Consider the following 24,421-nt stretch of genomic DNA (forward strand, 5'->3'; position numbering starts at 1 on the left):
GAAAGGAGGGAATGAGATGTGTAAGTTAAGGCATTAAACTGTTGTCTGGTGCAAAGCTACTGTCTTTGTTTTACGCATAGCTGCTTTATTAATCGCTTTCCGTTGCGGGTCCGAAACCCAACCCCATTTGTTAAAATACTTTACAAAAGAGTGAATGTGATGAAATAACGAGCTTAAATGCTTTGCGGAGGCCCTTTCATAGACGTGGTAAATATACTTTTCGCCATAATATACCACCTGATATAACCTGCTGATACGCCGGCACAAATCCAGATCTTCCATGTACATAAAATACCGTGGGTCAAAGCCGCCGCAGTTGGCCAAAGCCTCTGAGCGGATAAACAGAAAACACCCTAACAAAAAAGGCACTTCAAGTACTTCCTCTACTGACACTTCCTCATATTGTTTAGCGGCTACCTGGGCTTTCAAAGCCTGTTTAACTATAGGAAGCCGGCGAATAATCAGGTCAAACGGAGAAGGTAATAAGCGTCTGGATATCTGCGGACTGCCATTGGGGTACCTTACCTGTGGGGCGGCAACACCTATCCTAGGGTTCAGTTCTAGATGTAGAAAGAGCGAAGGCAATACATCTGGTGAAAAGTATACGTCTGGGTTTAGGACCAGGAAATATTTACTGGCCCTCACACTCTTCTCTATAGCTACATTGTGCCCAGCTCCGTACCCTAGGTTAGCGGGCCTGTGCAGGTAGGTTATTCTTTCATCTGGAGGGAGTGTTTTATGCAGACCTGAAGTAGGAGAGTTATCTATTATATACAAATGCACTTGCAGTGTAGTATCTAAAAAACTCTGAATGGCACGGTTTATAACATCATCATCGGAGCAATAAGCCACAATTGAAGCAATTACATCCAATTGGGGCTTTTCTTCTTTGGTATAAGGTGCGTTTGATTCACGCATAGATTGTTGAATTATCCAGTGCTCTTAAGCCGCTGCAAACCTTGCGCTTAGCAGGCCTGCTCGTCTCCTCTTACAATATTAAGAATTGTAATAAAAATTATCTTAATATCGAGAAAAAATGACCAGTTCTCCAGATAAAATAAATCCAACTTTACACGCCCCCGAACCTGGTAGTCAGCCGATGTTTCTCCTCTGTAACCGCGCACCTGGGATAAACCAGTTATTCCGGGTTTAACAAGCTGGCGCACCATATATTTGTTGGCAATAAGGGCGTATTCCCGATTAGCTTTAAGCATGTGCGGCCGTGGACCAACCACAGACATTTGGCCTAAAAATACGTTGAAGAACTGCGGCAACTCATCGAGGCTAGTTTTTCTTAGAAATGCACCCACTGGAGTAATTCTGCTGTCGCCGCGCTTTGTCAGCAGCAAGTTGGCATCGCTGTTTATGTACATGGAGCGTAGCTTGAGGCAGCGAAACGTTTTGTTATTTATGCCTGATCTTTCTTGGCTGAAAAAAATAGGACCTTTAGAATCTAATCGGATAATTAGGCCAATTAGTGGTAAGAGCCATGATAATAGAAAAATAATCACAATCGAAGAAAACACAAGGTCAAACGTACGCTTTAAAAACTTATTAATGACATCATCCAGCGGTAAGGTACGAATAACAAGCACTGGCAGTATATCATAGAAGTCAATTTTCAAGTTTTTATTTGGCAGCACATGCGGGCCGGGTAAAAATTTCATGCGTACCATATTGTTATCTACAAACTCCAGCAGTTCTTGCACTTGATTTTTCTTAAGGTCAAAAGGGCTGCAGTAAATTTCATTTACCTCGTTCTCAATCACGTAACGCTCCACATCAGCTATGGAGCCCAGAATATTTGCGGCCTGCTGGTTTGCGTTATCATCGAAGAAACCCAAGAAACGATAGCCATACTCGGGATGGTCCTGAAAAAATTGCTCTAATTCCCTACCGCTTTCTCCGTAGCCAGTTATGATGACTTTCCGAGAGTTGTAACCTTTCCTCCTAAAAATATTGATGGCTGTGATTACTAAAAGCCGCCAGAACATTACCAGCAGCGACAACAGCATGTAGTGAATAAGCCTGAAATTTTTTGGAAAAAGATCGATTGCAAGTAAGTTTAATGTTGCTTCGACGAGAAGAATATAGAGTAACGTTACTTTTAAAACACCAAGTATGATCGAGGTCATACTTGTAACTCTTGTAAGCTGATACGCACTGATAAGTGCTGTACAGATGAACCAGGCGGGTATTGCGAAGTATAGTAGTTTCAGATATCCCGAGGCAAAAAGCCCACTAAACGCGCCATGATAAAGCACATAGGTAATCACAGATGAAAACACAATGGCTGTGAGGTCTCCGCTGACGTGGACTAGCTTATTATATTTAGAATAAAGGCCTGGCATCGCTATTCTTGTTCTGCAAGTTACTCCTAAGATATTATTTTCTTAGCTTGCCTTGTGCCTTTAAGATTAAAACTTTCTGTGTTTTCTGTGGAAATTAGTAAGGTTGATAAAAAAACAAAGAAAATAATGCCCTTTTGTGTTTCTAAAGTGCTTTCGGTTATAGCACAACTCATAAACAGCAAAACAAAAGCCGCTAGCAGGTGATTTTTATACTTAAATGCAGTATATAGCATTAAAACGAGATAAGCCATAAACACAGAAAAGCCAGTAAAACCCAAAGCCAATAGTATTTGTACATATTGGTTATGTGGGTCCATCTGGTCTGCAAAGGCTTCTGAATAACCATCTTGATGAAACTTTGCCGTAAGCTCTCGTTTAGTGTCACCGGAGCCAACTCCAAATATTGGGTTTTCTGAGATGACGCTTGCACTTGCCATCCAAAGCTGTTGACGTTGGTTAATTCCGTAGCTGTTTTCCAGTTTCATTTTCAAATAAGGCGTGCTCAAAACTACGATTAGACTTATCACAAATAGTAATGCAGTGGAACCTATAGCAAACCATATTTTCTTATTATATGCTAAATAAGCAAAGCCTCCTGCAGCCAATATTAATAAGCCAGCAATTAAAGCCGTTCGAGAAGACAAAACAACGGTAAAACCCAGTAAGTATAAAAGTAGTACCAACCAATGCCAGTATCCTGAAAACCGTTTGCCATTAGCTAAGCTAGCAAGTATCACATAAAAGACCACCAGCGCGGCCATCATTGTATACATGCTAAAGTATGGCGGATGAAAATCAATTTGCTTGGGCAGGAAATAGGAAAAGTATATCCAGTCAATTTCAGATGAATTTCCTGTTACCCTAAATTCATTCAAGAGAGCAACCTTGTAAACCATAATCGATAAGGTGACTAAGGTAGCGAGTGTAACAGTTCCTACAAAGGCTTTCAGAAAGTTTAGCCGCTCAACGTCTTTAAGCCTAAGCGATGAGATGACTAGCGGGAACAACAGTAAGGTACTCTTTAGCTCCAACTGAGCCAAAGCGGCTTTAGTATCTAAACTATTGGGTACGCTGAGAATATAAAGTGCATAAAGTAAGTACAGGAGAATATACGGTGGCTTCTTAAACGAACTCTTTGCATCCTGAAGTATTTGGAATCTGCTTATCCAGGCTGCAACAATTAAAATTATCGAGAAAGAGTTGAGCGTTATGCCGAAAGGCATGGTAAGTATAAAGGCGTAAATAGCAAGTATTAGCAAAGTACGCCTGCTAAGAGAATTTTTTTTAATCATGCTACAGGTTTCTACTGATAGGGGCTTAGGCTGTTGTGGGTAATTTGCTGGAGACCAGTGCTGCTATCTTGGCACGGAATTGATCTTTGTTGAACCGCTCCGCATGCCCCCTAATTTGGCTTGGGCTAAAAATCAGACTTCCAGACTCAAATTCTAGTATTGCTTCTGTTAGTGAGGCGACCGTTTGTTCTGGATAAAGTATCCCTGTTTTTCTATCTAGTACTGTTTCCACGGCCCCGCCCTTGCCAAAAGCTATTACAGGCGTACCGCAAGCCTGCGCCTCTACCGGAAGTATGCCGAAATCTTCCTCCGCAGCGAATACAAAAGCCTTTGCTCGTTGTAAATAATCTTTCAGCACGTCGAATGGTTGGTAACCCAGCATAGTTATGTTTGGAGTAGCCTGTGCTTTAAGCTTTTCGTAATTTGGCCCGGTGCCTATTATGACAAGCTTTTTATCCGGCATTTTTGCAAAAGCCTCTATAATAAGATCTACTTTTTTGTATGGCACCAACCTTGAGGCGGTTACATAGAAATCCTCCTTATTTGCAGCTAAAGTAAAATTTTCTACATCTACTGGCGGGTAGATAACTGTTGCCTCCCGTCTGTAAACTTTTTGGATTCTTCGGGCAATGTAGCTGGAGTTTGCGATGAAATGATCCACACGGTTAGCGGTGCTGTAGTCCCAGATTCGGATATAATGCAGGATTAACTTTGCAAGAGTTCCCTTAAATCCGCTAGTTAAGCCTGCTTCCTTTAAATACTGCTGGTATAAATCCCAAGCATATCGAATAGGAGAGTGGCAATAGCATATATGCGTCTGGTAACTATGTGTGAGGATGCCTTTGGCTACAGCATGGCTACTACTAATAACCAACTTATATGCGGATAGATCAAGTTGTTCAATAGCAAATGGCATAAATGCCAGGTAACTGCGATAATGTTTTTTAGCGAAGGGAAGCTTTTGTATAAAGGTTGTATGTACCTTTTTTTGCAATAAGTGTTTCCGGAGATGCTCTGGCATGAAGTCAATCAGCGAGAAGAGGTCTGCACTAGGGTAAAGCGTTAGCAACTCTTCTACAACTCTTTCTGAGCCAGCATACTCCACAAACCAATCATGTACGATGGCTACTTTCAATCCTTCCAAACCAGAGTAGTCGTTAATTATGTGTTTATAAAAAATATTTTACTAGATAAAGGCTCTTACGTCTTAAGTAAGGATTCAAAAACCCTTTGATGTTGTATAGCTGATTGCTGCCAACTATACAGTTCTATTTGTTTTAAGCCGCGTTCAATTAAATCTGAACGCAAGATTTCGTTAGTCAAAGCTTGGTGCATGCGGTGCTCCAAAATTGAAGCATCGGATGGTGGGAAATACAGGGCGGCATCTGCACATACCTCTGGCATACTGGCCGTTTCAGATACTATAACAGGGCAACCACATGCCATTGCTTCGAGAGGAGGCAAGCCAAAACCCTCATACAACGATGGAAAAACGAACAAAGATGCGGAATTATATAGAAGTTGCAGCTGCTTTTCTGAAACTTGACCCGTAAAGAAAACACGCTGATTTAATGTGTGGTTAGCCTGAAGCAATTTAAATACGTTTTGATCGCTCGTGATGAAGCCATCCTTTTTCCCAACGATTACTAAAGTGTACTTCTCATCCAGGGTTTCTAATAATCCCGAAAATGCCTTAACCAGCGTGCTGAGGTTTTTGTGTGGTTTCACGTTACCTACATAAAGTATAAATTTACCCTCCGGTAAGTTTGGTATACTTTGTTTTAAGGCCGTCTGTGCTTCAACTTTATCTAACTGCCTAAATATTTCCTTATCCAGGCCATTATGAATGACCTCAACATCTGCCGGCCTTAGGTTAAGGTATTTTTGCAATTCCTTCTTAGAAAACTCTGAAACCGTGATAACTTTATCTGAGACCCTGGAGCCAGCCCATAATAGCAGGTTGCAATAGAGCCTTTGGGCTAATGAAAGGGTATGTTGGAACGCCAGGTGATAGGTATCGTGGATAGTTACCACACGTTTATGGGCGGGCACGGGCAACAGTGGTATATTATAGTGCGGTGACCAGAATATATCGCAGGTAGGTGCAAACTTGTAAAGCTCCCATTGCTCTTTAATAGTATAGATGCGAGTTTTAGGAGCTATAACCTTTGTGCTTGGGGGTAAATTGAGTTTTGCTACTTCCTCTGGGTTGCCTAATAGTCTGACATCGAAGGCTTGTGCCAATGATGGAATAAGGTTTTGGAGGTAGGTGCCAATACCCGAGGCTCCTAGCATCCGAGCATCAACGACTAGCGAAGCCATATATTTTTTTCTTTTCAATGAGATGCTCTCCAACTAAAAGACCAAAGAGTATCCAGTAAATAATAAAATTTGTTCTGCCGGCAAAGGCTGAGTTCAGAAAGCTGGCAGCACCGAAGTATACGCTAAAGCATATGAAAGACATGCACAGTTGTTTCTGCAACAAATTACGGGTGCGATAAAACTCCCTCAGAGCGAAGGTAAAGCAACTCACATAAAAAAACAGATAAAGCGAGCCAAGTAGTATGCCGTTCTCTAAAAACAATTGCAGCCAATAACCATCTGTAATCATTTTGCTGCTACCACCACTTGGTCCTTGCGAGCCCACTCCAATCCCAGCAAAGGGACGTTGGGCCAAGTATGAAAGTGATGCTTCGATCTGGGTGAAATGCTCATTGTTAGATTGCAACGAGTTTATGTCCTGCCCTGTGAAGCGCTTGATCATGAGGGAGTCTTGGTAAAAAATATAGGCTCCGAGAGCAAGGATTACAAGCAGAAGGGCTATTCCGAACATCCTTAAGATAAATGACACAGACAGGCGCCCGTAGCGCAGGTATAATCCAACAAAAACAACTATGATAAGTCCAGCTAGCGCCGCCCGTGTAAAAGTCAGCAGCGTTGCCACTGCTATAAGCAATAACACAAAAAAGCACTTCCAAGTGGTGTTGTATAAATATTTTGCGAAGTAAAAACTGAACAGTATAATCGTAAAGCTGGAGAAGATTATCGTATTACCTACGAGTGCCGTAGGTCTGACTATGCTTGTGCCCCAAAAGCCAAAGGTAGCTTCGCTCCTGAGTACCATCAGTGATTTTGGAAGCGATGTGGCAAACACAAACTGGAAGTACGAAAATACGACGAGCAGTAAGCCGATAGCTATCAAAAGATTCAGCGTTTTGATTATATGCCTTTCCCTTTTGAAAAAGAGCGGGATGTAGAGCAAGGGCGCGATATAAATTAGATTATTCCGCAGGCCTAGCACTTTCTCAGGGAAAGGATTCCTATCGATAAGCAATAGTTTACCAAGCGTTAAGATGAAAAGTATGCTTAAGCTGCCTAGAATGAAACAGTATACTTTATCTACCTGCACGCTGTAGTACAAACTGTAAGCATACCAAAGCAGCAGGTGTATAAGTATGAGCGAGAGTAAAAGGTCAACGAGTACAGTACCGGTATTGATCTGTGAAAAAGACAGGAAGTTTGTAAAAAAGCCACTCAGGAGTAAAGCTATGATGATAGCTTTTACAAGCAGCGCCGATAGAGAAAATTTAGCCAGTATAAACATTACACGCCACGTTGGATCATCAGCCGTAAAATAGACTTTGCTCTATTAAACTGCAACCTCTTTAATCGCAGGAACACTGAAGCTAGCAAAATCAAATAGAGTAACGGCATTTTCGCGGGATAAAACTTTTTGACGAAGTGTATTTTGCTCCGAACCCCTTCAATGTCGGCCAAGATGCTTTTCTTCGCTCCATTAGAACTAGACCCAATAGTCTGGCCCTCTTTATGGTATACCCTACTTTCGGAAGCATACCCTAACTGAAAGCCTTTTTGCCTGCCTCGTGTGGCCCAGTCTAGCTCCTCAAAGTATAAAAAGTAATTTTCGTCAAGCAGCCCTACTTTTGTAACAAACTCTGCGCTCACAAACATAGAGGCACCTACAATATAGTCAGCTTCCAGAACAGTCTCATCTGCTGCAGGGGAATCAGCTTGGTTTTCGCCGATATGTTTGGTTGTGAAGGTCGTATGGTTAAACTTTCCGCCTAGGGCTTGAATGATAGTGGGTCGGTGATAAAAAAGAAGCTTTGATCCCCATATGCCAATGTTGTTGTTTTTTGAGCAGTCATTCACGGCCTGATTTATCAATGCTGAAAGGCTTTCCTTATCAACGGTTGTATCATTGTTTAAGAGCCACAGGTAGTTAAAATCCGCTTTACCGAGCGCGTACTGCATAGCAATATTATTGCCTGCAGCAAACCCTCTGTTGGCGTTAGCCTCGATAAAAATGATGCGGGCAGCCAGTTCAGAAGTCGGCTTGCTGCGCGTATTGCTTAGAGCTTCAGACTCCTTGAGTACAGAAAAAGCATCGGGAGCATTCTTAAAATAGGTGTTAGCCCACGTTGTAAGCTGACTGAACGAGTGGTCAGGGGAGTTATTATCAACCACCAGTATCTGGTAGTTATCATACTTCAAGCTCAACACACTGATAAGGCACTCAATGGTATCTTTCCAGCCCTTATAGTTAAGAATAATGATATATACTTTAGCAGCTTGGAACATGGCAATAGGTATGATATTACTAATTTTTAAGCCCTTAGTAGTACATTGGCTACTTTGGTCCACGTGCTACCGAAAAATGAATATTTGAAAATCAGCCATTTTCGATATATAAAGTTACGTGATTTTAAGGAAATAAAAGCTTCCAGAATTTTTCTGTCTTCTAAGCTGAGTTGATTTAAGTATTTTTTGTAAAATGAGTCTGCCTGAGCTATTTCATCGTTGAGAAGCCGGAGTTTACCCTGACGCATCTTTCTGTAAAGTTTAACCAATTTTTGAGCGCGATTTTCTCGCGCTGCCCCAACAACATTACGGCCATGCTGACGATACAAAACCAATGGCTTATTTACGTATCCAGTTTGACCGAAACAGGTAGCAACCAACGTTAGCCAAACATCGTGCATCAGGGCTTCAGGAGGCATTGGCTGTGCTTGATCAAGAAGCGGCCTGTTGATTAGCGCCGTGCAACCGGTAACCACATTTTCGACAAGCACCCGATTCAATTGCTTATAGTTTGGGTTTAACTGCATGTATTGCCAATATGAGGGGCAAATGCAATTCAGGTCTTCGTTAACTACTTGTAAGTCGGTATACACAAGTGCAGGAGTGCCAGCAGGGGCGTTAGCCTCCAGATCGTTCATTTTAGCAAGGCTGAGTTGAAGTTTCTCCGGTAGCCATACATCATCCTGGTCGCAAAGGGCGAGGTACATGCCTGATGCCAATTTCATTCCTTTCGCAAAGTTCTGCACTACACCTAGTTTTTCTTGGTTGATATAGTACTTAAGCCCATGCACTGATGCATAGTGTTGCAAAACTTCGTGTGTGGCATCATCAGATCTGTCATCGCATACAATCACTTCTATGTTTTTATAACTTTGGCCATACACAGAGTTCAATTGCGCCTCCAGAAACCGAGCGCCATTATAGGTTGCAATCACTACTGTGATGAGAGGAGTATTTGCCATAAAAGCTTTAGAACTATGTTTGCCTGCGTATGTTCAGGGTAAGCAAGTATAGTAAAACAGGGGTCTACTTTGAGGAATGATTATTTGTGATTGTATCTGCCAAACTTTCTTCTTTTAAAGTCCAGGTAGCCTAGTATAAAACTTTTAAGCTTTCTAAGTTTATCCTTTTCAAACGCCAGGACTTTAAGTATTTCTACAAAGTTTTTATTTTTTTCCGAAGCTGCAAATTCAGGAAAATACTTTTTAAACTGATGTAATATTTCCAGTCTGTTTCTAGTGATGTAATACCTTCTCAGGTAATTGTGGTTGCTTGTGCAGAGCCGCCAGCCGAACAGATTATGACATGTTTGGTTGCCAAGTTGATGCGATAGCCTAGCCGCGTGGTTTATGATGATTTTATACTTTTGCACCTGTAACCTAAGGCAATATTCATGGTCCACGAAATCTATAAACAGATTCTCTCGAAAAGGCCCCACTTGGGCATAAGCCCTTAGGTTCAAAATACTACCGGAAGTAATGGCGGAATTAACCTCCTCGAGTAATGCTTCGGTGTGAGAGGTGGGCGCTGCTGTGTAGCCTGCCGCCACAATGCCAATTTCATTTAGTGGCTGTGCTTTTAGCGTGGCAAGTAGTTGTTCTATCATGCTAACGCCACATTTGCTGTCCTGGTCCATCATCAAGAGCCAGCTATAACCGGCCTCCAGCGCTTGGGTTGCGGCAATGTTGAGCGCCTTTGCCATACCCAAATTTTCACCAAGACTACGGTATACAGCATGTGGAAACCGCTTTGCCATCTCCTCAATAAATTGGGGCGACACTTCCTCTGAATTATCTATAACATACAGTTTTTCAACTGCCATGCTATAAGATGCCATGTTGAGAAGTACATCTGCATCCGGGCGGTAAAGTACGACAACTGCTGCAATCTGCATCCCTTATATTTCCTGCTTCTTGAAAATGGAAATAATCTCGTGCTCAAAGTGTTTTTCCTCCTGCAAGACACGCTTTCTGTACAAATCAAAATCTTGGGTCAGTGTTTCAAAGTGGGTAAAGCATTGTTTAATCAAGTTTATAATTTCAGTGGACGACGATGCTACGTGCTGGAACTTATACTTATCCAATATGGGCACGTCCTCTTGGAAATTAGCGGAGCCATCCCGGCCTGTAATCACGCAACATTCGTTCATAACGGCTTCCCTGGGGAAACGGTCTTTGCCAGGGTGCGCACCAAAGTCAACGTAAACTTTACTTTTGGCGAGCAGTTGTTTCACTTCAGGAACCGTCATGTTTTCTATCGGAATCCAAGTGATTTCCGGCGATGCCTCAATGAGTACCCGCGTGTTCTCAATACCTTTTTTGGGATTGTAAAGTACTTGGTCGTGCTTTTTCTGCCTGGTATAGCCCTCAAAATAAGAAGCGTTCAGATAATCTGAAAGGTAATAAAGGTTTGCGATGCCGCGGTTCTCTAAAAAAGTATAGGCATACGTTGATTGGGCAAAATGATAATGCTGGTTCGCCTGCGTATCGTCCAGACGAAAATGCCTTTTGAGCGTTATCAGCCGCTTCAGTGCGCTAAAGCCTGATCTGTTTCTTTCAAGAGCCAGAGAGGCAAAATAGTTATCAACGCTTAACCACCAGATGGCTTTCTGGATATGTTTGTAAGTGCTGAGCAGAAACGTTGATACCTCGGGCACAATAAGTACGTGCTTTGCGTTGTCCTCTATCTTTGTAACAAATGTGGGCTTATATTGCTGATAGCGTGGTGGTACAGGGTCTTTAGTGTTTCCCGGGAAATAGTAAAGTTGCGCGTTATAGCCCAGGCACGTCAGTTTATAAAAAAGCTGGTGCATGGCTTCGGGGCCACCGGTTACCTCCCTGGCCGGGCAGGCTATATAAATGACCGAATCAGATGAAAGAGTAACTGCCATTATACTTTCTGGGCTTTTATTGCTTTAACCTTAGCCAGCGCCGACCCCACAATCTGGTGCATGTCATAATATTTGTATTCTGCCAGCCGGCCTCCAAAAAGAACACCGGGGCACGACCTGGCAAGCTGCTCATACTTTCGGTACATGGCGTTATTCTTCTCGTCGTTTACCGGGTAGTAGGGTATTTTGTCGCGGGTATAAGTATCCGGATACTCCCATGTTACCACGGTATGCTTTTGCCTGCCGAAGTTAAAATGCTTGTGCTCTAGCACGCGTGTGTAAGGCACTTCGCTATCGGTGTAGTTAAACACGGCATTGCCTTGGTAGTTGCCTTCCAGCAGCTTCGTTTCAAACCGAAGGGAACGATATTCCAACTCTCCAAACCTGTACCCAAAGAACTCATCAATCTTGCCGGTGTAAACAAGCGTTTTGGCCAATTCGTTAAAATGCTCTTTATCAGAAAAGTAGTCAGTGTTTAGTCTTACTTCTATGCCTTTCAGTAAGTTTCCGATCAGGAAAGTATAGCCCTCTTTTGGAATACCCTGATATATATCCTCAAAGTAATTTTCCTCAAAGTTTAGCCGAATGGGTAGGCGCTTGATGATAAAAGCCGGCAGTTCTTTAGGATGTTTCTGCCATTGTTTCATCGTGTAGCCCTTAATAAACAGCTCATACAGCTCCAGCCCAACTTGTGACAGAATCCACTCTTCTAGGTTGGCCGGGTTAGCGATTGTCACACGCACTTCTTGTAGTTTTTTCTCAGCTTCCTGCGGAGTTGTTACACCGTAGACTTGATACAGCGTCATAAGGTTAATAGGGAAGGAGTATACTTTGCCTTTGTAATTTACCTTTGGCTTGTTGATATAATGGTTGAATGTGGCAAAGCGATTCACATAGTCCCAAATACCTTTATCGCTTGTATGAAAAATGTGCGCGCCATACTTATGCACGTCAATTCCCTCTACCTTTTCGGTATATACATTGCCGCCAATGTGCGGGCGCTTGTCTATTACAAGGCATTTGTAGCCGGCATCGGTCATCTCACGGGCAAAGACTGCCCCAAATAATCCTGCCCCAACTATTACATAATCATACATACGCTGAGCTTTAGACACGGCTTTTCAGCAGCCTGAATCCTTTTCTACGCAAGGTAATAAAGAAGCTGACGGTTATAAACACTTCTGTGACTAGCCAGGCCAGTGCAGTGCCTTTTTCGGCTAGGATGGGAACCAGTATAAGATTTAAGGCAACTGATGTAACGGCTCCTGTTGTGGTTATCATCAAAAAGATTTTATCCATTTTCAGATTCAGAACACCTTGCGTGCCGAAAATATTGTTAAGGCCGATTACAAATGGCAGGAAAGCCAGAATGCGCAGGCTGTCGGCGGCGGCAGTAAACTGAGCACCATAAATAAGGGTTATAATGTAATCCGACAGTAATAAGATGCCGCAGGAGAGTATGAAGGTGGCCCCTCCTACAAGGTAAGTCGCTTTGCGCAAGGCATTCATGCCACTTTGGTGCGATATGCTAAGCTTTTTCCCTATAAACGGGAACAAGGTTAAACCCACAGGAAACATAACGGCGGAAACAAAAATTAAGATCAATTTACTGGAAGCCGCATAATAGCCAACCACCGTATCTGAGACCATAAACCCAAGCACAACTAGGTTTGTAGTTGTATAAAGATTAACTGCAACTGTAGATGCAAAAATTGGCAATCCTTCACGTAATGAGCTTACTACTGCCTTAAGTTTTGCCACATAAGGCTTTAAATTAAATAGCTTGATGGCAAGGATAAACGAAACCACTCCTACAAGAAATTGACCGATTGCCGTACTTAAGGGGATATATAGATAATCTGCATTACTTTTTACGAGCAGGAAAATCAAACCAGTAAAAATTATCCGGATTCCAAAGCTGAACAGCGCAATATAACTTAGCCTCTCCATGCCTTGGTATAACCAACTTGGCATAAGTATAATACCGATGTTAACCAAAAACGTAATCAGGTAAACGTCAGCGTGTGCAGTAAACTTTGGAATTGTATAAATTACCGGAAAATATACCAGTAGAGTAAGCGCAAATAAAAGAACTTTGGCTGAAATTGTAGTACTGAAAACGGTGGAGATTTTCTGCGTATTGCCCCGGTTCGCGGCAACTTCCCTTGTAGCGGTATAGTCAAACCCGAAGTTTATGAACAGCGTGGTATACCCGATAAATGCTTGGGAGTAGTTAATCAGCCCGAAGTTCTCGACAGATAATGTACGGGCAATATAAGGTACTGTAACCAGCGGCAACAGGTAATTGGCACCCTGTAACAGAACCATGAAGAGAAAGTTCCTAAACAGTACCTTCTCTGTGCTCCGCGAGGCCAGCGATTTCACCTGATTTATAACGATGGAAAACAATACAGATTTACTATTTATAAGCTTATAACATTCGCTTCGAGGTGTCAGAATGCTATTTTGGAAACACAACAAAGTATATAGCCAGCAAAGGTAAATTGATTTAGTTTATAATCTTTAACTTGTTGCTTCATTTTGCTTTAAGCCGTTTGTAATACTAACTTCTGCAAGCATTATTTCAGTACATTTGATAGGTAAATTAATCACCCATGGAAATCAGTTTTGTAATACTTACCTGGAATCGCTACAAGTTTCTGGAAAAATGCCTTGAGCAACTCTTAAGTAGCATTAAAGATATTAACCAGTGTGAGGTTGTGGTGATGGATAACGGCTCTACAGATGCAACTGCCGCAGTTCTGGAGGCTTATGCTGACAACAAGCATGTTAAAGTGATTACCCGGGATGCTAACTACGGTCTTAACGCATATAAAAAACTGTTTAAGGCTGCGGCAGGCGAGTATATCGTTATCGTTGATGATGATGTGCTCGGCTTTCCGGAGGGTGTGGATAAGATTTTCCTGGATTACATGAAAGCTTTTCCAGATTATGGTTTCTTAGCGCTGAACGTTATCCAAAATGAGTTTACAAATGGCGCCAAGCCAGGCCCGGAGGCTTATGTGGAAGAAACTCGAGACGGCAAAGTGATTGAACGCGGCCCTACTGGCGGTTGGTGCGCATGCTTTAGAGCAAAAGAGTTTAGAAAAATTAAATTTTTGTTTTCGCTTATGAATCTCAATATGAAGCGCAGCGAAGACGGTCTTTTGGCTAAGCTTTTCCAAAAAAGACTTGGCCTAAAGTCTGGGCTGATTAAGGAAGCAACATGTTTCCATGCCTGCGGCCCGTACTACGCCAAAGAATTTGGGCACTTGGAGCGTGAAATTGAGAAATATGCAAAATCGGGGCTCAAAAATTTTGTGGATGAGTACAAAAAGTATATATAGGTTTACCAGAGAGTGATTGAGACGAAGCAACATGTACAAGAAACTTCAGGACGAACAAGAAGAAAGAATAGCCCGTTACAACGACGAGATTGACCTGCGTCTCGTCTTTAACCGGATCGGCAATGCCTTCGAGCGCATGGGAAACGGATTGAAATATCTACTGAATATTGCGATTAAGCGCTTTATACTTATTTTGATATTTACAGTTGCAGGCCTTGGGTTAGCCTATGCTATCTTTGCAACAGCACGCCCTTACTACACCTCCTCCATGACACTGGTACTGTCCAAAATCCGTAACGACTTTGTGGAGACTCAGCTGCAAAGCCTTTCTGACATGATTAATGAAGGTAACCTTGTTGGTGTTTCAGAAGAATTGGAAATCACGCCTGAATCGGCGCAATCGCTAAAGGAGTTAAGTTTTTCTAATTTGGATGATGATATGATAGGAGATGACAGCGTGCTAACTGGTTCGCCTTTTAAAGTTGAGTTGTCGCTATATCAAAACAGCCTGTTTGCAGCGATGGAGCCTGCCATTGTTAGCTATTTGGAGAACAATAGCTATTTCATGCGCCAGAAAAAAATCCGGGAGCAGGAGCTGAGAAGCATGATCGAGAAACTAAACCAGGAAATTAGCTCCATCGACAGCCTAAAACGTGCTGTTGGGGACCCGCGCGGGCCTGTCAATGGATTCGTTTATGGCGAGCCCATCGACCCGACAAACCTTTATAAAGAAAGCATTGCAATGTATGAGCACAAGGTTGAGCTAGAGGCCAAGCTTAACAGCCTAGATAATATACAGGTGGTGGGCGGCTTTACGCCAAGGTCAATGCCAACCGGGCCAAGCCTGCTTAAATATTTACTAATTGGCGGAAGCGTTTGTTTTCTGTTTGGTTTGATAATCGCTGTATACTTGGAAAGCAATAAAAATCGGCGACTGGCTTAACAATAAACAATAGCTACAAAAAAGGGCTGCTATTTCAGATAGCAGCCCTTTTTTAAGTCAAATTTTGAGACTAGTCCTCTTTCCGGGTAACCCAGCTCAGGTTATACAGGTCGCGGCGGCGGTCCTTTAGGTTGCGCACGCTGCCTGCGGTGTTCAGGTCTTTCAGCAGATCCAGGTCAAGGTCTGCGATCAGGGTCATCTCGGTGTTTGGCGTGGCTTCGGCAATTACCGCATCATGCGGGAAGGCGAAGTCAGAAGGGGAGAAGACAGCAGATTGAGAATACTGAATGTCCATGTTTTCTACCCGTGGCAGGTTGCCTACACTACCCGTAATGGCCACGTAACACTCATTCTCAATGGCACGCGCCTGTGAGCAAAGCCTTACGCGCAAGTACGCATTTTTGGTATCCGTCCAGAATGGTACAAAGAGAATCTTCATATCCATATCCGAGAGCATACGCGCCAGTTCCGGGAACTCCACATCGTAGCAGATCAGGATGCCGATCTTACCGATATCTGTATCGAAAATCTTGAGCTTATGTCCGCCACGCATTCCCCAATAATGAGATTCGTCTGGGGTAACGTGCAGTTTGTACTGGGCATCGTAGGTGCCATCGCGGCGGCAAAGGTAGCTGACGTTGTAAAGCTTGTTATCGTAATACTCCGGCATACTACCGGCAATTATATTGATGTTATACGACAAGGCAAGTTGCACCATACGCTCCCGAATTTCCTCGGTATACTCAGCCATACTTCTGATTGCCTCCGAAGGTGATTCCTCATTGGTCAGCGCCATTAAAGGCGCATTGAAGAACTCCGGGAACATCACGATATCCGATTTATAGGAGCTCACTGTATCTACGAAGAACTCAACTTGTTGCATAAAATCGTCGAGGTCCTTAACGGCGCGCATCTGCCACTGCACAATACCGATGCGCACAACGGTTTTGCGCCCACCAATTAGCTTTTCTTTCTCCTCGAAGTATACGTTTATCCATTCCAGCAGCGTAGCGTAAGCCTTGGAGTCTGTGTCATCGGGCAGATAGCCCTTCAGGATACGGCGCACGTGGAAGCCATTGCTCAACTGGAAAGATAGCACCGGGTCGGAAAGTTCCTTGTTACGCACCATCTCAATATACTTGGCTGGGGTAAGCTTGTTAGAGTAGTCCTTATAGCCAGGTATGCGGCCACCGGCAATAATTCCACGCAGGTTCAGTTTTTCGCAAATCTCCTTGCGGGCATCGTATAAGCGGCGGCCCAGGCGCAGGTTACGGTACTCTGGGTGCACAAAAACATCGATGCCATATAAGGTGTCGCCCTCTGGGTCGTGGGTTTTGAAGGAGCCTTTGTCGATGATCTGATCATACGTATGCTTATCGCCATACTCATCGTAGTCGATAACAAGGCTAAGGGCCGCGGCTACTACTTTTCCGTTATCTTCAATGCAAATCTGTCCTTCAGGGAATTTCTTTAGCAGGTTAGAAAACTCCTTGCGGGTCCAGGCGCCGTCGATGCTGGAGTATACGATCTCCATGATCTCCTTTACCTCTTTGTAATCCTTCAGCTCTAGTTGGCGGAGCAGCAATCTATGTTCAAAACTGGTTTCTTCTCTTTCACTCATTTTATGTAAGTAATTTTTATACTTTTAGGGTGTATACGAGGCGCAAGTATGATTTTGGTATAATATACTTATAGCGCCAGATAATGCAACATACGCGTTACGAATTTAACCAAAAAAAGCGCAGCCATAAAGCTGCGCTTTTTTTGGTTAGGGCCTTTTAAATAATTATACCTGAGTTTCTGGCACTTCCCCGTCAATAATCAGGTTGCCAGCTGTGGCTGCCTTAATGTCGTCCACGCTAACGCCAGGGGCGCGCTCAAGAAGCTTAAAACCGCCGTCCACCACTTCCAGCACAGCCAGATCGGTTACAATTTTCTTAACGCACTTTACACCAGTTATCGGTAAGGTGCAAGCCTTTAACAACTTGGAGGAGCCATCGCGGGCAGTGTGCTGCATGGCCACAATGATGTTTTTAGCTGAGGCTACTAAGTCCATGGCGCCGCCCATGCCTTTTACCATTTTACCCGGGATCTTCCAGTTGGCAATGTCGCCGTTTTCAGATACCTCCATGGCGCCAAGTATGGTCAGGTCTACGTGCTCGCCGCGTATCATGCCAAAGCTTTCGGCAGAGTTGAAGATAGATGATCCTGGCAGCGTGGTAATGGTCTGTTTGCCGGCGTTTATCAGGTCGGCGTCTACTTCAGCTTCGGTAGGGAAGGGGCCCATGCCCAGCAAGCCGTTCTCCGACTGCAGCACCACCTCTGTGCCTTCCGGAATGTAATTGGCAACCAGGGTCGGTATGCCGATGCCCAGGTTAACGTACATGCCGTTTTTTACTTCTTTTGCAATGCGTTTCGCTATTCCGTGTTTATCTAAGCTCATAACTAAGTCGGGTTGGGTTAAACTACTCTTACCGTGCGCTGCTCAATGCGTTTCTCATACTTCTCGCCCTGGAAAATGCGCTGCACATAAATGCCCGGCGTGTGGATCATGTTCGGGTCCAACTCGCCGGCGGGCACCAGTTCCTCTACCTCGGCAACGGTAATCTTACCGGCAGCGGCCATCATGGGGTTAAAGTTACGGGCTGTGCCTTTGTAGATAAGGTTGCCGGCAGTGTCGCCTCTCCAGGCCTTTACAAATGAGAAATCGGCTTTCAGCCAGCTTTCCATCAGGTACATCTTGCCGTTAAACTCGCGGGCCTCTTTGCCTTCGCCCACCTCGGTGCCGTAACCAGCCGGCGTAAAAAAGGCCGGAATGCCTGCTCCGCCAGCCCTTATGCGCTCAGCCAGCGTGCCCTGCGGAATCAGCTCCACCTCCAGCTCGCCGCTTAGCAGCTGGCGCTCAAACTCCGCGTTCTCACCAACATAACTAGAAATCATTTTCTTAACTTGGTGCTGCTGCAAAAGCAGTCCAATGCCAAAATCATCGACGCCGGCATTGTTAGAGATACAGGTAAGGTCTTTCACGCCAAGGCGCAGCAGTTCCGAAATCGAGTTCTCCGGTATACCACACAGTCCAAATCCGCCAAGCATCAGCGTCATGCCGCTTTGGATGCCTTGCAATGCCTCTTGTGCGTTTTTTACAGTTTTATTTATCATAGTTTTTAACCAGTGGATGTTGTAGGTAATTTATATAGAAAAAGGGCCATATCGAAATATACAAGCCGCTTTCAGCTGAAATATTGCAGGCCGCAGGCAAAAATATTAGTTAAAGAGCACTTTTTTATCGCTTAATGCTTAGGATTATCTCTAGTTCCACTTCTTTGCCAACTTTTGAGGCGATAGCGTTCTTTAGTTGATCGAGCTTTGACTCACTCACCGGTTTATCAGAAACGAGCCGAACTTGCAAAAGCATGGGCTCGCCGCTTTTAATTACACTAACATCCCGTATAACTACGCCATCCACGGAATAATCTTTCAGTGAGTGGATCACATTGTTCTCACGGACCAATTTCACGAAACCAAAGCCTAATGGCAGACTAACCAGCATAACCACCATCATGGAAATAATCAGGCCTTTCCGCGCCAGATGAAACGGGCTGAAACCAAGCAACATAAACGTAATCGATCCGGCAAGTATAATACCGGTTAAGTTGGTTGTAAACAGCAAGAGTGCTCCCGAGAAAACCTCCCAGTCGCCCCACCCGATACCAATGCCAGAAACAGCCAAAGGTGGCACCAGCGCAACGGCAATAGCAACGCCCGCCAGTGTTTTAGCTACCTCTTTGCGAGCGTGCGCGTAGGCTCCTGCTATGCCTGAAAGTATGGCAATGCCCAAATCAAGCAGGTTGGGGCGTATGCGTGCAATTATCTCTCCGTTAAGGTTCTGAAGCGGCGTGATGAGCGTCAGAAGTATGGCTGCGCAGTAACTCAGCAGCAAACCCAAGCCAATGGTTTTAGCACTAGTATAAACCAGGCTTTTTTCCTGCCTAAGCACCCCCATAGACATGGATATGATAGGTGCCATCAGTGGTGCGAGAATCATGGCCCCGATTATTACCGGAGATGAATTGGAGAATAAGCCCAGTGTGGCCAATAAGGTGGAAAGCACCATCAGGCTAAGGAAAGGATTGGTGGCCCTCGCGCTCTCACGGAGCATTACAAAAAGGTCCTTAAACTCCTCGGTTGAAGCATGATAAATAAGCGATAATGGCTTAGCTACAATTTCGCTCAGGTAAGCTTCGCCTTGTGGCATGTTGCTCACCTTATATACTTCAATGGGCTCTCCCGCCGGCACCTCGGCATCAAGGTTGCGCCCCGGAATAATTTGCAGCGCATCCTCCAAAACCTCGAAGCTTATACTTTTTGCGCTTACCAGGTTATTGTCGTGGGCATAATTAATCGGCTCCGGGCTATCTATAGTTATAGCCTTCGACTTAATATGCCCAATAAACGAGGGCAAGCGGCTCTTGCCGGAATCAAACACGGATTTTGCGTAAAACCGTACTAGCTGCATGATGCTCTTTGGGGCTAATATCAAACTGTGCATCCGGGCATCGTTCAGGTAGGAGTCTTTGAGCAATTGGCGCGAGAGCAAATTGCTTCTGCCATGCAACACGGCTATGATACCGAGTGCAGCTGTTTGCAAAGGTGCATGGTTCTCGGTAGTGATGGTGTATGCCTGTGGCACATGTGTTACCGTGAAAACCTTGCCTAATTTCTCGAAGGCCGCTAAAAAGGTATTTCTAGCTACACTGCCTGACATCAGGCTTAGGCTCTCCCCGATCACCACTTTGCTGAAAACAGGTTTGCCGTTGCAGAGCAATAAATCAGCTTTTATGCTTTTCTCGGCGCGCTCAATGTCTGCTACCGCTTCGTTCAAGTCGGAGGAGATGCCATAGCCCTGCCGGGCCTCCTTCATGTCGGGGTGCGGCAGAAAAGAAAAGCTACAGTTTTTGCCGAGTGCCTGCATTACCACATCCGAAAGCATCTCGTCGCTTAGGTAAGTCATATAGCAGGAATCAGAAAGTATAAGTCGTTCATCCGCCTTGCTGTACGGTACTGCTTCTAAGGCTAGTGCCCTGAAGGCGGGTATAATCTTCTCGTATACAAATTCCTCCGATGAGGGGTCGTAAAGTAAGGTAAGCACATTCATGCGGCTTTTTCGGGCGTAAAGTACAAGTAATGTTTTATCCGGAGCCGTGCAAGGTATCGCCTTGAGCAATCCACGCTAAGCTATTAAGCGATACTATACGGTAAGAATGCTGGCTTAGCTAGGTAGCAAGGGATTATTTACATAGAATAAGGCACAAAAAAAGCGACTGCTGCTGCAGTCGCTTTTTAAGGTATAAATGGGTTCGCAGATCTATGCTCTCAGCACTTGCTCGCTTTCTCTTTTGTCTTGAGCCAACTGTGCCTGCAGTGCCTCCAGGCTACTGAATTTACGCTCTTTCCGTATTTGCTCCACAAACTCGATGGTCATTGTTTTTCCATACAGGTCGTCGCGATAGTTTAAGAGGTGTGCCTCCAGCCTCAAGTGCTTACCGTCTACTGTTGGGCGCAGGCCTATATTCATCATGGCTGGGTGGCGCTCTCCGTTCACGGTTGCCCATACGGCATACACACCGTTGCCTGGTATAAGTTTATGAGATGGCGGCAGTGCCAGGTTAGCCGTCGGGAACCCTATGGTGCGCCCAAGTTTGTCGCCTTCTTCCACATAAGATGTAAGGCTGTACTTTCTGCCGAGGTAGCGGTTGGCCGTTTCAATATCACCACTCACTAGTGCTCTCCTGATTTTTGTGGAGCTCACGCCGATATCATCTACATCCTGTCGCGGAATCTCTTCCACTTCAAAGCCATACTGCGCAGACCTTGCTTTCAGGTGCTCGAAGCTGCCTTCGCGGTTCTTGCCGAAGCGGTGATCGTACCCGATAACGAGCAGTTTGGTGTTAATAGCCCGAACAAGTATGTCAGTGATAAAGCTGCGCGATGAGGTGCGCGAAAACTCTTTGGTAAAAGGGATGATCAGCAAGTAATCGATGCCGAAGCTGCGCAGCTGCTCAATGCGCTCATCAATGGTGGAGAGCAGCTTGAGGTCGTTGTCTTCGGGGAATAGCACCAAGCGTGGGTGCGGCCAGTAGGTGATCACTACACTTTGTCCATTACTCTGGCGCGCACGCTCCATCACACGGCGCAGAATTTTCTGGTGGCCAATGTGCACGCCATCGAAGGTGCCACTGGTTACTACGGCATAGCTCAGTTGCGGAAAATCAGCGATATCACGAATTACTTCCATCCGTTTCCTCCAGCTGCTTTTTTCTTATAGCGATAATATCCTCTATAGTGAGGGCATCTTCGAGTTTATACTCCCCGATGCGCGTGCGCTCCAGTTTGCTTAGGTGGCCACCTACTCCAAGCTTCTGCCCCAGATCATGCGCCAAACTGCGTATGTAAGTGCCTTTACTACAAATTACTTTAAATGTAACCTCCGGGCCATTTATACTTGTAATGTCAAAAGCCTGAATCGTTACGCTACGAGATTTTAGCTCTACTTCTTTGCCTTTTCGGGCCAGATCATAGGCACGCTTTCCATCAATCTGCACAGCAGAATAAATAGGAGGGATTTGATCTATCGTTCCTACAAAAGTTTGCGCAGCGGCTTTAATATCGTCCTCCGTCAGGTGGCTAATGTCTTTAGTCTCGGTAACTTCTGTTTCGCGATCATAGGAGGGCGTGGTTTCGCCGAGGCGGATGATGCCCGTATACTCTTTTTCCTGCCCCTGAATCTCATCGATGCGCTTGGTAAACTTACCAGTGCAAAGTATGAGCAAACCAGTGGCCAGCGGATCTAATGTACCAGCATGGCCTACTTTCTTTACACGGATGGTGTTGCGTACTTTTTTTACCACATCGAAGGATGTCCAGTCGAGTGGCTTGTTTATGAGCAGTATTTCGCCGGCGGCAAAATCGTATTGCATAGTTATACTTTTAAATCCACACCCATGGCCAATAGAGCCAGCAGGGTTAAGCCTAAGGCAATTCTATAATAGCCAAACATTTTAAAGCCATACTTTGTCAGGAAACTGATGAAGAAGCGGATGGCAACCATAGCTACCACAAACGCTACCACATTCCCGATCAGCAGCAGTTCAATGTCTTCCTGATGGATGACTTCAAAGCTGTTCTTAATCTTTACGAGGTCAAACTTCACCAAGTCAGAAATTTCCAGCTTCAAAAGGTCCTTCACGAGTTTATAGCCAGCGGCGGCCAGCATGGTGGGCACTGCCAGAAAGAACGAGAACTCAGCGGCCGCCTTCCGGCTCACGCCCTGCGATAAACCACCAATAATTGAAGCAGCAGACCGAGATACACCCGGAATCATGGCGATGCACTGGAAAAAACCTATGACTAGGGCATTTTTATAGGTTACGTTCTCGCGGGTGGCGTTGCTGAACCATTTGTCCACGAACAGCAGTACTATACCGCCTAGCATAAGCATGACGGCGGTGATGGCAACGCTCTCAAGCATGGCATCTATCAGGTCGTTAAGGGCGAAGCCTATAACGGCGGCAGGTAGAAATGCCAGCAATAGTTTTTTATAGAAATCCAGCCCCTGCACAAAGCGCCGCCAATAAAGCACCACCACCGAAAGTATGGCACCGAACTGGATGTTAACTTCAAAAATCTTTGTGATCGGGAGTTCGTTAATGCCCATCAGGCTGGAGGCAATAATCATGTGCCCCGTAGATGAAACAGGCAAGAACTCTGTTAAACCTTCAACAATGGCTAATATAATAGCCTGCCAAGTACTCATTTATTCCTGGGTTTTATCTTTAGCCATAATCGCGAAAAACTCCAGGGCAAAACCTGCCAGCACCACCAATGGGCCCAGTGTTATTCCCAGAAAGCCAAGGCCATACGGCTCGGTATCAAGCGTCATGATAAAAAAGCCGATCGCCAGCGCCACGATGCCTACCAGCATCAGGATGTAATTCTTTTTGCCAAAGGCAAGGTTGTTTTTCTTATCCTCCATTGTATTAATAAAGTTCGTCTAAAGACATGCGCAGGTATTTGCGCACAGAACGGTATGAGCTCATAAAGCCGATAATCAGCCCGATAACCACTAAAGCGGCCATCAGGATGTAAGTTTGCTCGTCGTCGCGAAGTAATTGCAGCTCTGTAATCTCGGTGTAGGCATATTGCATCAGCACAAACAGGAGTATAGAGGCGAAAACGCCGCTCATTATGCCCTGCCAGGCCGCACGGTTCAGGAATGGCCGCTGAATGAAAAACGAGGTAGCCCCAACTAACTGCATACTTCTGATGAGGAACCGCTGCGAGTATAACGCCAACTTAATCGTGTTATTAATAAGTATGGTTACAACCAGCACCAATATGCCGGCAAAAGCCAAAAGTATAATGCTGATTTTCTGGATGTTTGTATTGATTGACTCGATCAGGCTTTCCACATACTGCACCTCATGCACACCATCGATTTCCTCCAGGTCCAGTTTTATACTTTTAAGCATGGCTGAGCTGGAGTGGTCTGCATTGATGCGCAGGGTATAGGCATCGCGCAGGGGGTTATCGCCCAGGAAAGCCATGAAATCCTCGCCGGTTTCGTCCAGAAAAGCTTTGGCACCTTCTTCTTTAGAGATAAAGCGAACCTGTGCCGTGTCGTTTTTATAGGCGATGTATTCTTTGGCGGCAAAAGTTTTTTGTAAGCGTACCAGCTGCACCTCTGTCAGGTCACGGTCCAGGTATACTTGCATCTCAATGCTTTCCTTCACCTTTTCTGATAACTTGCCTGCATGTATCAGCAGCAAACCGAACAAGCCGATTACAAACAGCGCCAGCGTAATGCTGAACACCACCATAAAGTGTGGGTAGCTGCCTAATTTCTTTTTCTTGATGTGTTTTACTTTTGTTGCCATACGTTACGCTTCATCACAAAATTAGAAATATATTTTACAAATGTGCAGGCGCAATTCCTAAAG

Annotated in this window: 23 protein-coding genes; 2 read left to right on the plus strand and 21 right to left on the minus strand. The window is 44.7% G+C overall.

Features of this window, described 5'->3' with window-relative positions; translation table 11 throughout:
* Positions 1-33: 33 nt before the first annotated feature.
* The 12 genes from D1627_RS05275 to D1627_RS05330 form a co-directional block, all read right to left on the minus strand.
* Positions 34-918: a glycosyltransferase family 2 protein gene (locus tag D1627_RS05275; RefSeq protein WP_119431204.1), complete on the minus strand. Its 885-nt coding sequence runs from the start codon at positions 916-918 to the stop codon at positions 34-36.
* A 47-nt stretch (positions 919-965) separates the two neighbouring features.
* Positions 966-2,351, minus strand: coding sequence for an undecaprenyl-phosphate glucose phosphotransferase (locus D1627_RS05280; protein WP_119431205.1), 1,386 nt, complete (start codon positions 2,349-2,351; stop codon positions 966-968).
* A gap of 26 nt (positions 2,352-2,377) precedes the next feature.
* Positions 2,378-3,643 (minus strand): O-antigen ligase family protein, encoded by a 1,266-nt coding sequence (locus D1627_RS05285; RefSeq protein WP_119431206.1) that lies wholly within the window; start codon positions 3,641-3,643, stop codon positions 2,378-2,380.
* A gap of 25 nt (positions 3,644-3,668) precedes the next feature.
* Entirely contained in the window at positions 3,669-4,787 is a 1,119-nt protein-coding gene (locus D1627_RS05290; RefSeq protein WP_233555520.1) for a glycosyltransferase family 4 protein, read from the minus strand.
* Between the two features lie 56 nt (positions 4,788-4,843).
* Positions 4,844-5,965, minus strand: coding sequence for a glycosyltransferase family 4 protein (locus tag D1627_RS05295; protein WP_199688387.1), 1,122 nt, complete (start codon positions 5,963-5,965; stop codon positions 4,844-4,846).
* Complete coding sequence (locus D1627_RS05300; protein WP_147383218.1) at positions 5,946-7,052, minus strand: O-antigen ligase family protein; 1,107 nt, start codon at positions 7,050-7,052, stop codon at positions 5,946-5,948. Before D1627_RS05300 ends, D1627_RS05295 begins: the two co-directional genes overlap by 20 nt.
* 194 nt (positions 7,053-7,246) lie before the next feature.
* Positions 7,247-8,245, minus strand: coding sequence for a glycosyltransferase family 2 protein (locus D1627_RS05305; RefSeq protein ID WP_119431208.1), 999 nt, complete (start codon positions 8,243-8,245; stop codon positions 7,247-7,249).
* Between the two features lie 26 nt (positions 8,246-8,271).
* Positions 8,272-9,207: a glycosyltransferase family 2 protein gene (locus D1627_RS05310; protein ID WP_119431209.1), complete on the minus strand. Its 936-nt coding sequence runs from the start codon at positions 9,205-9,207 to the stop codon at positions 8,272-8,274.
* Positions 9,208-9,287: 80 nt separating this feature from the next.
* Positions 9,288-10,067, minus strand: a complete 780-nt coding sequence (locus tag D1627_RS05315; RefSeq protein ID WP_158607147.1) for a glycosyltransferase — start codon at positions 10,065-10,067, stop codon at positions 9,288-9,290.
* A gap of 75 nt (positions 10,068-10,142) precedes the next feature.
* Positions 10,143-11,135, minus strand: a complete 993-nt coding sequence (locus tag D1627_RS05320) for a hypothetical protein (RefSeq protein WP_119431211.1) — start codon at positions 11,133-11,135, stop codon at positions 10,143-10,145.
* Positions 11,135-12,250, minus strand: a complete 1,116-nt coding sequence (gene glf, locus D1627_RS05325; protein ID WP_233555521.1) for a UDP-galactopyranose mutase — start codon at positions 12,248-12,250, stop codon at positions 11,135-11,137. Before glf ends, D1627_RS05320 begins: the two co-directional genes overlap by 1 nt.
* Positions 12,243-13,520, minus strand: coding sequence for a flippase (locus D1627_RS05330; RefSeq protein ID WP_262697025.1), 1,278 nt, complete (start codon positions 13,518-13,520; stop codon positions 12,243-12,245). The genes glf and D1627_RS05330 overlap by 8 nt, the downstream gene beginning before the upstream one ends.
* Before the next feature lie 230 nt (positions 13,521-13,750).
* On the opposite strand from D1627_RS05330, the gene D1627_RS05335 reads away from it, so the two are divergent.
* Positions 13,751-14,482 (plus strand): glycosyltransferase family 2 protein, encoded by a 732-nt coding sequence (locus tag D1627_RS05335; RefSeq protein WP_119431214.1) that lies wholly within the window; start codon positions 13,751-13,753, stop codon positions 14,480-14,482.
* Positions 14,483-14,513: 31 nt separating this feature from the next.
* The gene (locus tag D1627_RS05340; RefSeq protein ID WP_119431215.1) at positions 14,514-15,425 is read left to right on the plus strand and encodes a Wzz/FepE/Etk N-terminal domain-containing protein; all 912 of its coding nucleotides are present in this window, start codon (positions 14,514-14,516) and stop codon (positions 15,423-15,425) included.
* Positions 15,426-15,495: 70 nt separating this feature from the next.
* On the opposite strand, the gene D1627_RS05345 is transcribed toward D1627_RS05340, so the two are convergent.
* The 9 genes from D1627_RS05345 to D1627_RS05385 form a co-directional block, all read right to left on the minus strand.
* Positions 15,496-17,046: a bifunctional GNAT family N-acetyltransferase/carbon-nitrogen hydrolase family protein gene (locus D1627_RS05345; protein WP_119431216.1), complete on the minus strand. Its 1,551-nt coding sequence runs from the start codon at positions 17,044-17,046 to the stop codon at positions 15,496-15,498.
* Positions 17,047-17,211: 165 nt separating this feature from the next.
* Positions 17,212-17,868: a CoA transferase subunit B gene (locus D1627_RS05350; protein WP_119431217.1), complete on the minus strand. Its 657-nt coding sequence runs from the start codon at positions 17,866-17,868 to the stop codon at positions 17,212-17,214.
* Between the two features lie 17 nt (positions 17,869-17,885).
* Complete coding sequence (locus D1627_RS05355) at positions 17,886-18,584, minus strand: CoA transferase subunit A (protein ID WP_119431218.1); 699 nt, start codon at positions 18,582-18,584, stop codon at positions 17,886-17,888.
* 124 nt (positions 18,585-18,708) lie between these two features.
* Positions 18,709-20,580 (minus strand): DUF389 domain-containing protein, encoded by a 1,872-nt coding sequence (locus tag D1627_RS05360; RefSeq protein WP_119431219.1) that lies wholly within the window; start codon positions 20,578-20,580, stop codon positions 18,709-18,711.
* A gap of 210 nt (positions 20,581-20,790) precedes the next feature.
* Complete coding sequence (locus D1627_RS05365; protein ID WP_119431220.1) at positions 20,791-21,720, minus strand: bifunctional riboflavin kinase/FAD synthetase; 930 nt, start codon at positions 21,718-21,720, stop codon at positions 20,791-20,793.
* Positions 21,704-22,402, minus strand: coding sequence for a tRNA pseudouridine(55) synthase TruB (truB, locus tag D1627_RS05370; RefSeq protein WP_119431221.1), 699 nt, complete (start codon positions 22,400-22,402; stop codon positions 21,704-21,706). Before truB ends, D1627_RS05365 begins: the two co-directional genes overlap by 17 nt.
* A 2-nt stretch (positions 22,403-22,404) precedes the next feature.
* On the minus strand, positions 22,405-23,238 hold the full coding sequence (locus tag D1627_RS05375) for an undecaprenyl-diphosphate phosphatase (protein WP_119431222.1): 834 nt from the start codon (positions 23,236-23,238) through the stop codon (positions 22,405-22,407).
* A complete protein-coding gene (locus D1627_RS05380; protein WP_119431223.1) occupies positions 23,239-23,457 on the minus strand; it encodes a DUF3098 domain-containing protein in 219 nt (72 codons plus the stop codon).
* 4 nt (positions 23,458-23,461) lie between these two features.
* Entirely contained in the window at positions 23,462-24,358 is an 897-nt protein-coding gene (locus D1627_RS05385; RefSeq protein WP_119431224.1) for a cell division protein FtsX, read from the minus strand.
* Positions 24,359-24,421: the final 63 nt, after the last annotated feature.

Origin of the sequence: Pontibacter oryzae (assembly GCF_003576375.1) — a bacterium.
Classification (GTDB): domain Bacteria; phylum Bacteroidota; class Bacteroidia; order Cytophagales; family Hymenobacteraceae; genus Pontibacter; species Pontibacter oryzae.

Bases quoted from the DNA above. Each gene is read 5' to 3' on its own strand.
- D1627_RS05285 (WP_119431206.1), bottom strand. From the start codon at position 3,643: ATGATTAAAAAAAATTCTCTTAGCAGGCGTACTTTGCTAATACTTGCT.
- D1627_RS05320 (WP_119431211.1), bottom strand. From the start codon at position 11,135: ATGGCAGTTACTCTTTCATCTGATTCGGTCATTTATATAGCCTGCCCG.
- D1627_RS05275 (WP_119431204.1), bottom strand. From the start codon at position 918: ATGCGTGAATCAAACGCACCTTATACCAAAGAAGAAAAGCCCCAATTG.
- D1627_RS05355 (WP_119431218.1), bottom strand. From the start codon at position 18,584: ATGATAAATAAAACTGTAAAAAACGCACAAGAGGCATTGCAAGGCATC.
- D1627_RS05315 (WP_158607147.1), bottom strand. From the start codon at position 10,067: ATGGCAGTTGAAAAACTGTATGTTATAGATAATTCAGAGGAAGTGTCG.
- D1627_RS05340 (WP_119431215.1), top strand. From the start codon at position 14,514: ATGTACAAGAAACTTCAGGACGAACAAGAAGAAAGAATAGCCCGTTAC.
- D1627_RS05295 (WP_199688387.1), bottom strand. From the start codon at position 5,965: ATGGCTTCGCTAGTCGTTGATGCTCGGATGCTAGGAGCCTCGGGTATT.
- D1627_RS05365 (WP_119431220.1), bottom strand. From the start codon at position 21,720: ATGGAAGTAATTCGTGATATCGCTGATTTTCCGCAACTGAGCTATGCC.
- D1627_RS05345 (WP_119431216.1), bottom strand. From the start codon at position 17,046: ATGAGTGAAAGAGAAGAAACCAGTTTTGAACATAGATTGCTGCTCCGC.
- D1627_RS05305 (WP_119431208.1), bottom strand. From the start codon at position 8,245: ATGTTCCAAGCTGCTAAAGTATATATCATTATTCTTAACTATAAGGGC.
- D1627_RS05335 (WP_119431214.1), top strand. From the start codon at position 13,751: ATGGAAATCAGTTTTGTAATACTTACCTGGAATCGCTACAAGTTTCTG.
- D1627_RS05380 (WP_119431223.1), bottom strand. From the start codon at position 23,457: ATGGAGGATAAGAAAAACAACCTTGCCTTTGGCAAAAAGAATTACATC.
- D1627_RS05350 (WP_119431217.1), bottom strand. From the start codon at position 17,868: ATGAGCTTAGATAAACACGGAATAGCGAAACGCATTGCAAAAGAAGTA.
- D1627_RS05280 (WP_119431205.1), bottom strand. From the start codon at position 2,351: ATGCCAGGCCTTTATTCTAAATATAATAAGCTAGTCCACGTCAGCGGA.
- D1627_RS05385 (WP_119431224.1), bottom strand. From the start codon at position 24,358: ATGGCAACAAAAGTAAAACACATCAAGAAAAAGAAATTAGGCAGCTAC.
- D1627_RS05360 (WP_119431219.1), bottom strand. From the start codon at position 20,580: ATGAATGTGCTTACCTTACTTTACGACCCCTCATCGGAGGAATTTGTA.
- D1627_RS05375 (WP_119431222.1), bottom strand. From the start codon at position 23,238: ATGAGTACTTGGCAGGCTATTATATTAGCCATTGTTGAAGGTTTAACA.
- D1627_RS05310 (WP_119431209.1), bottom strand. From the start codon at position 9,207: ATGGCAAATACTCCTCTCATCACAGTAGTGATTGCAACCTATAATGGC.
- truB (WP_119431221.1), bottom strand. From the start codon at position 22,402: ATGCAATACGATTTTGCCGCCGGCGAAATACTGCTCATAAACAAGCCA.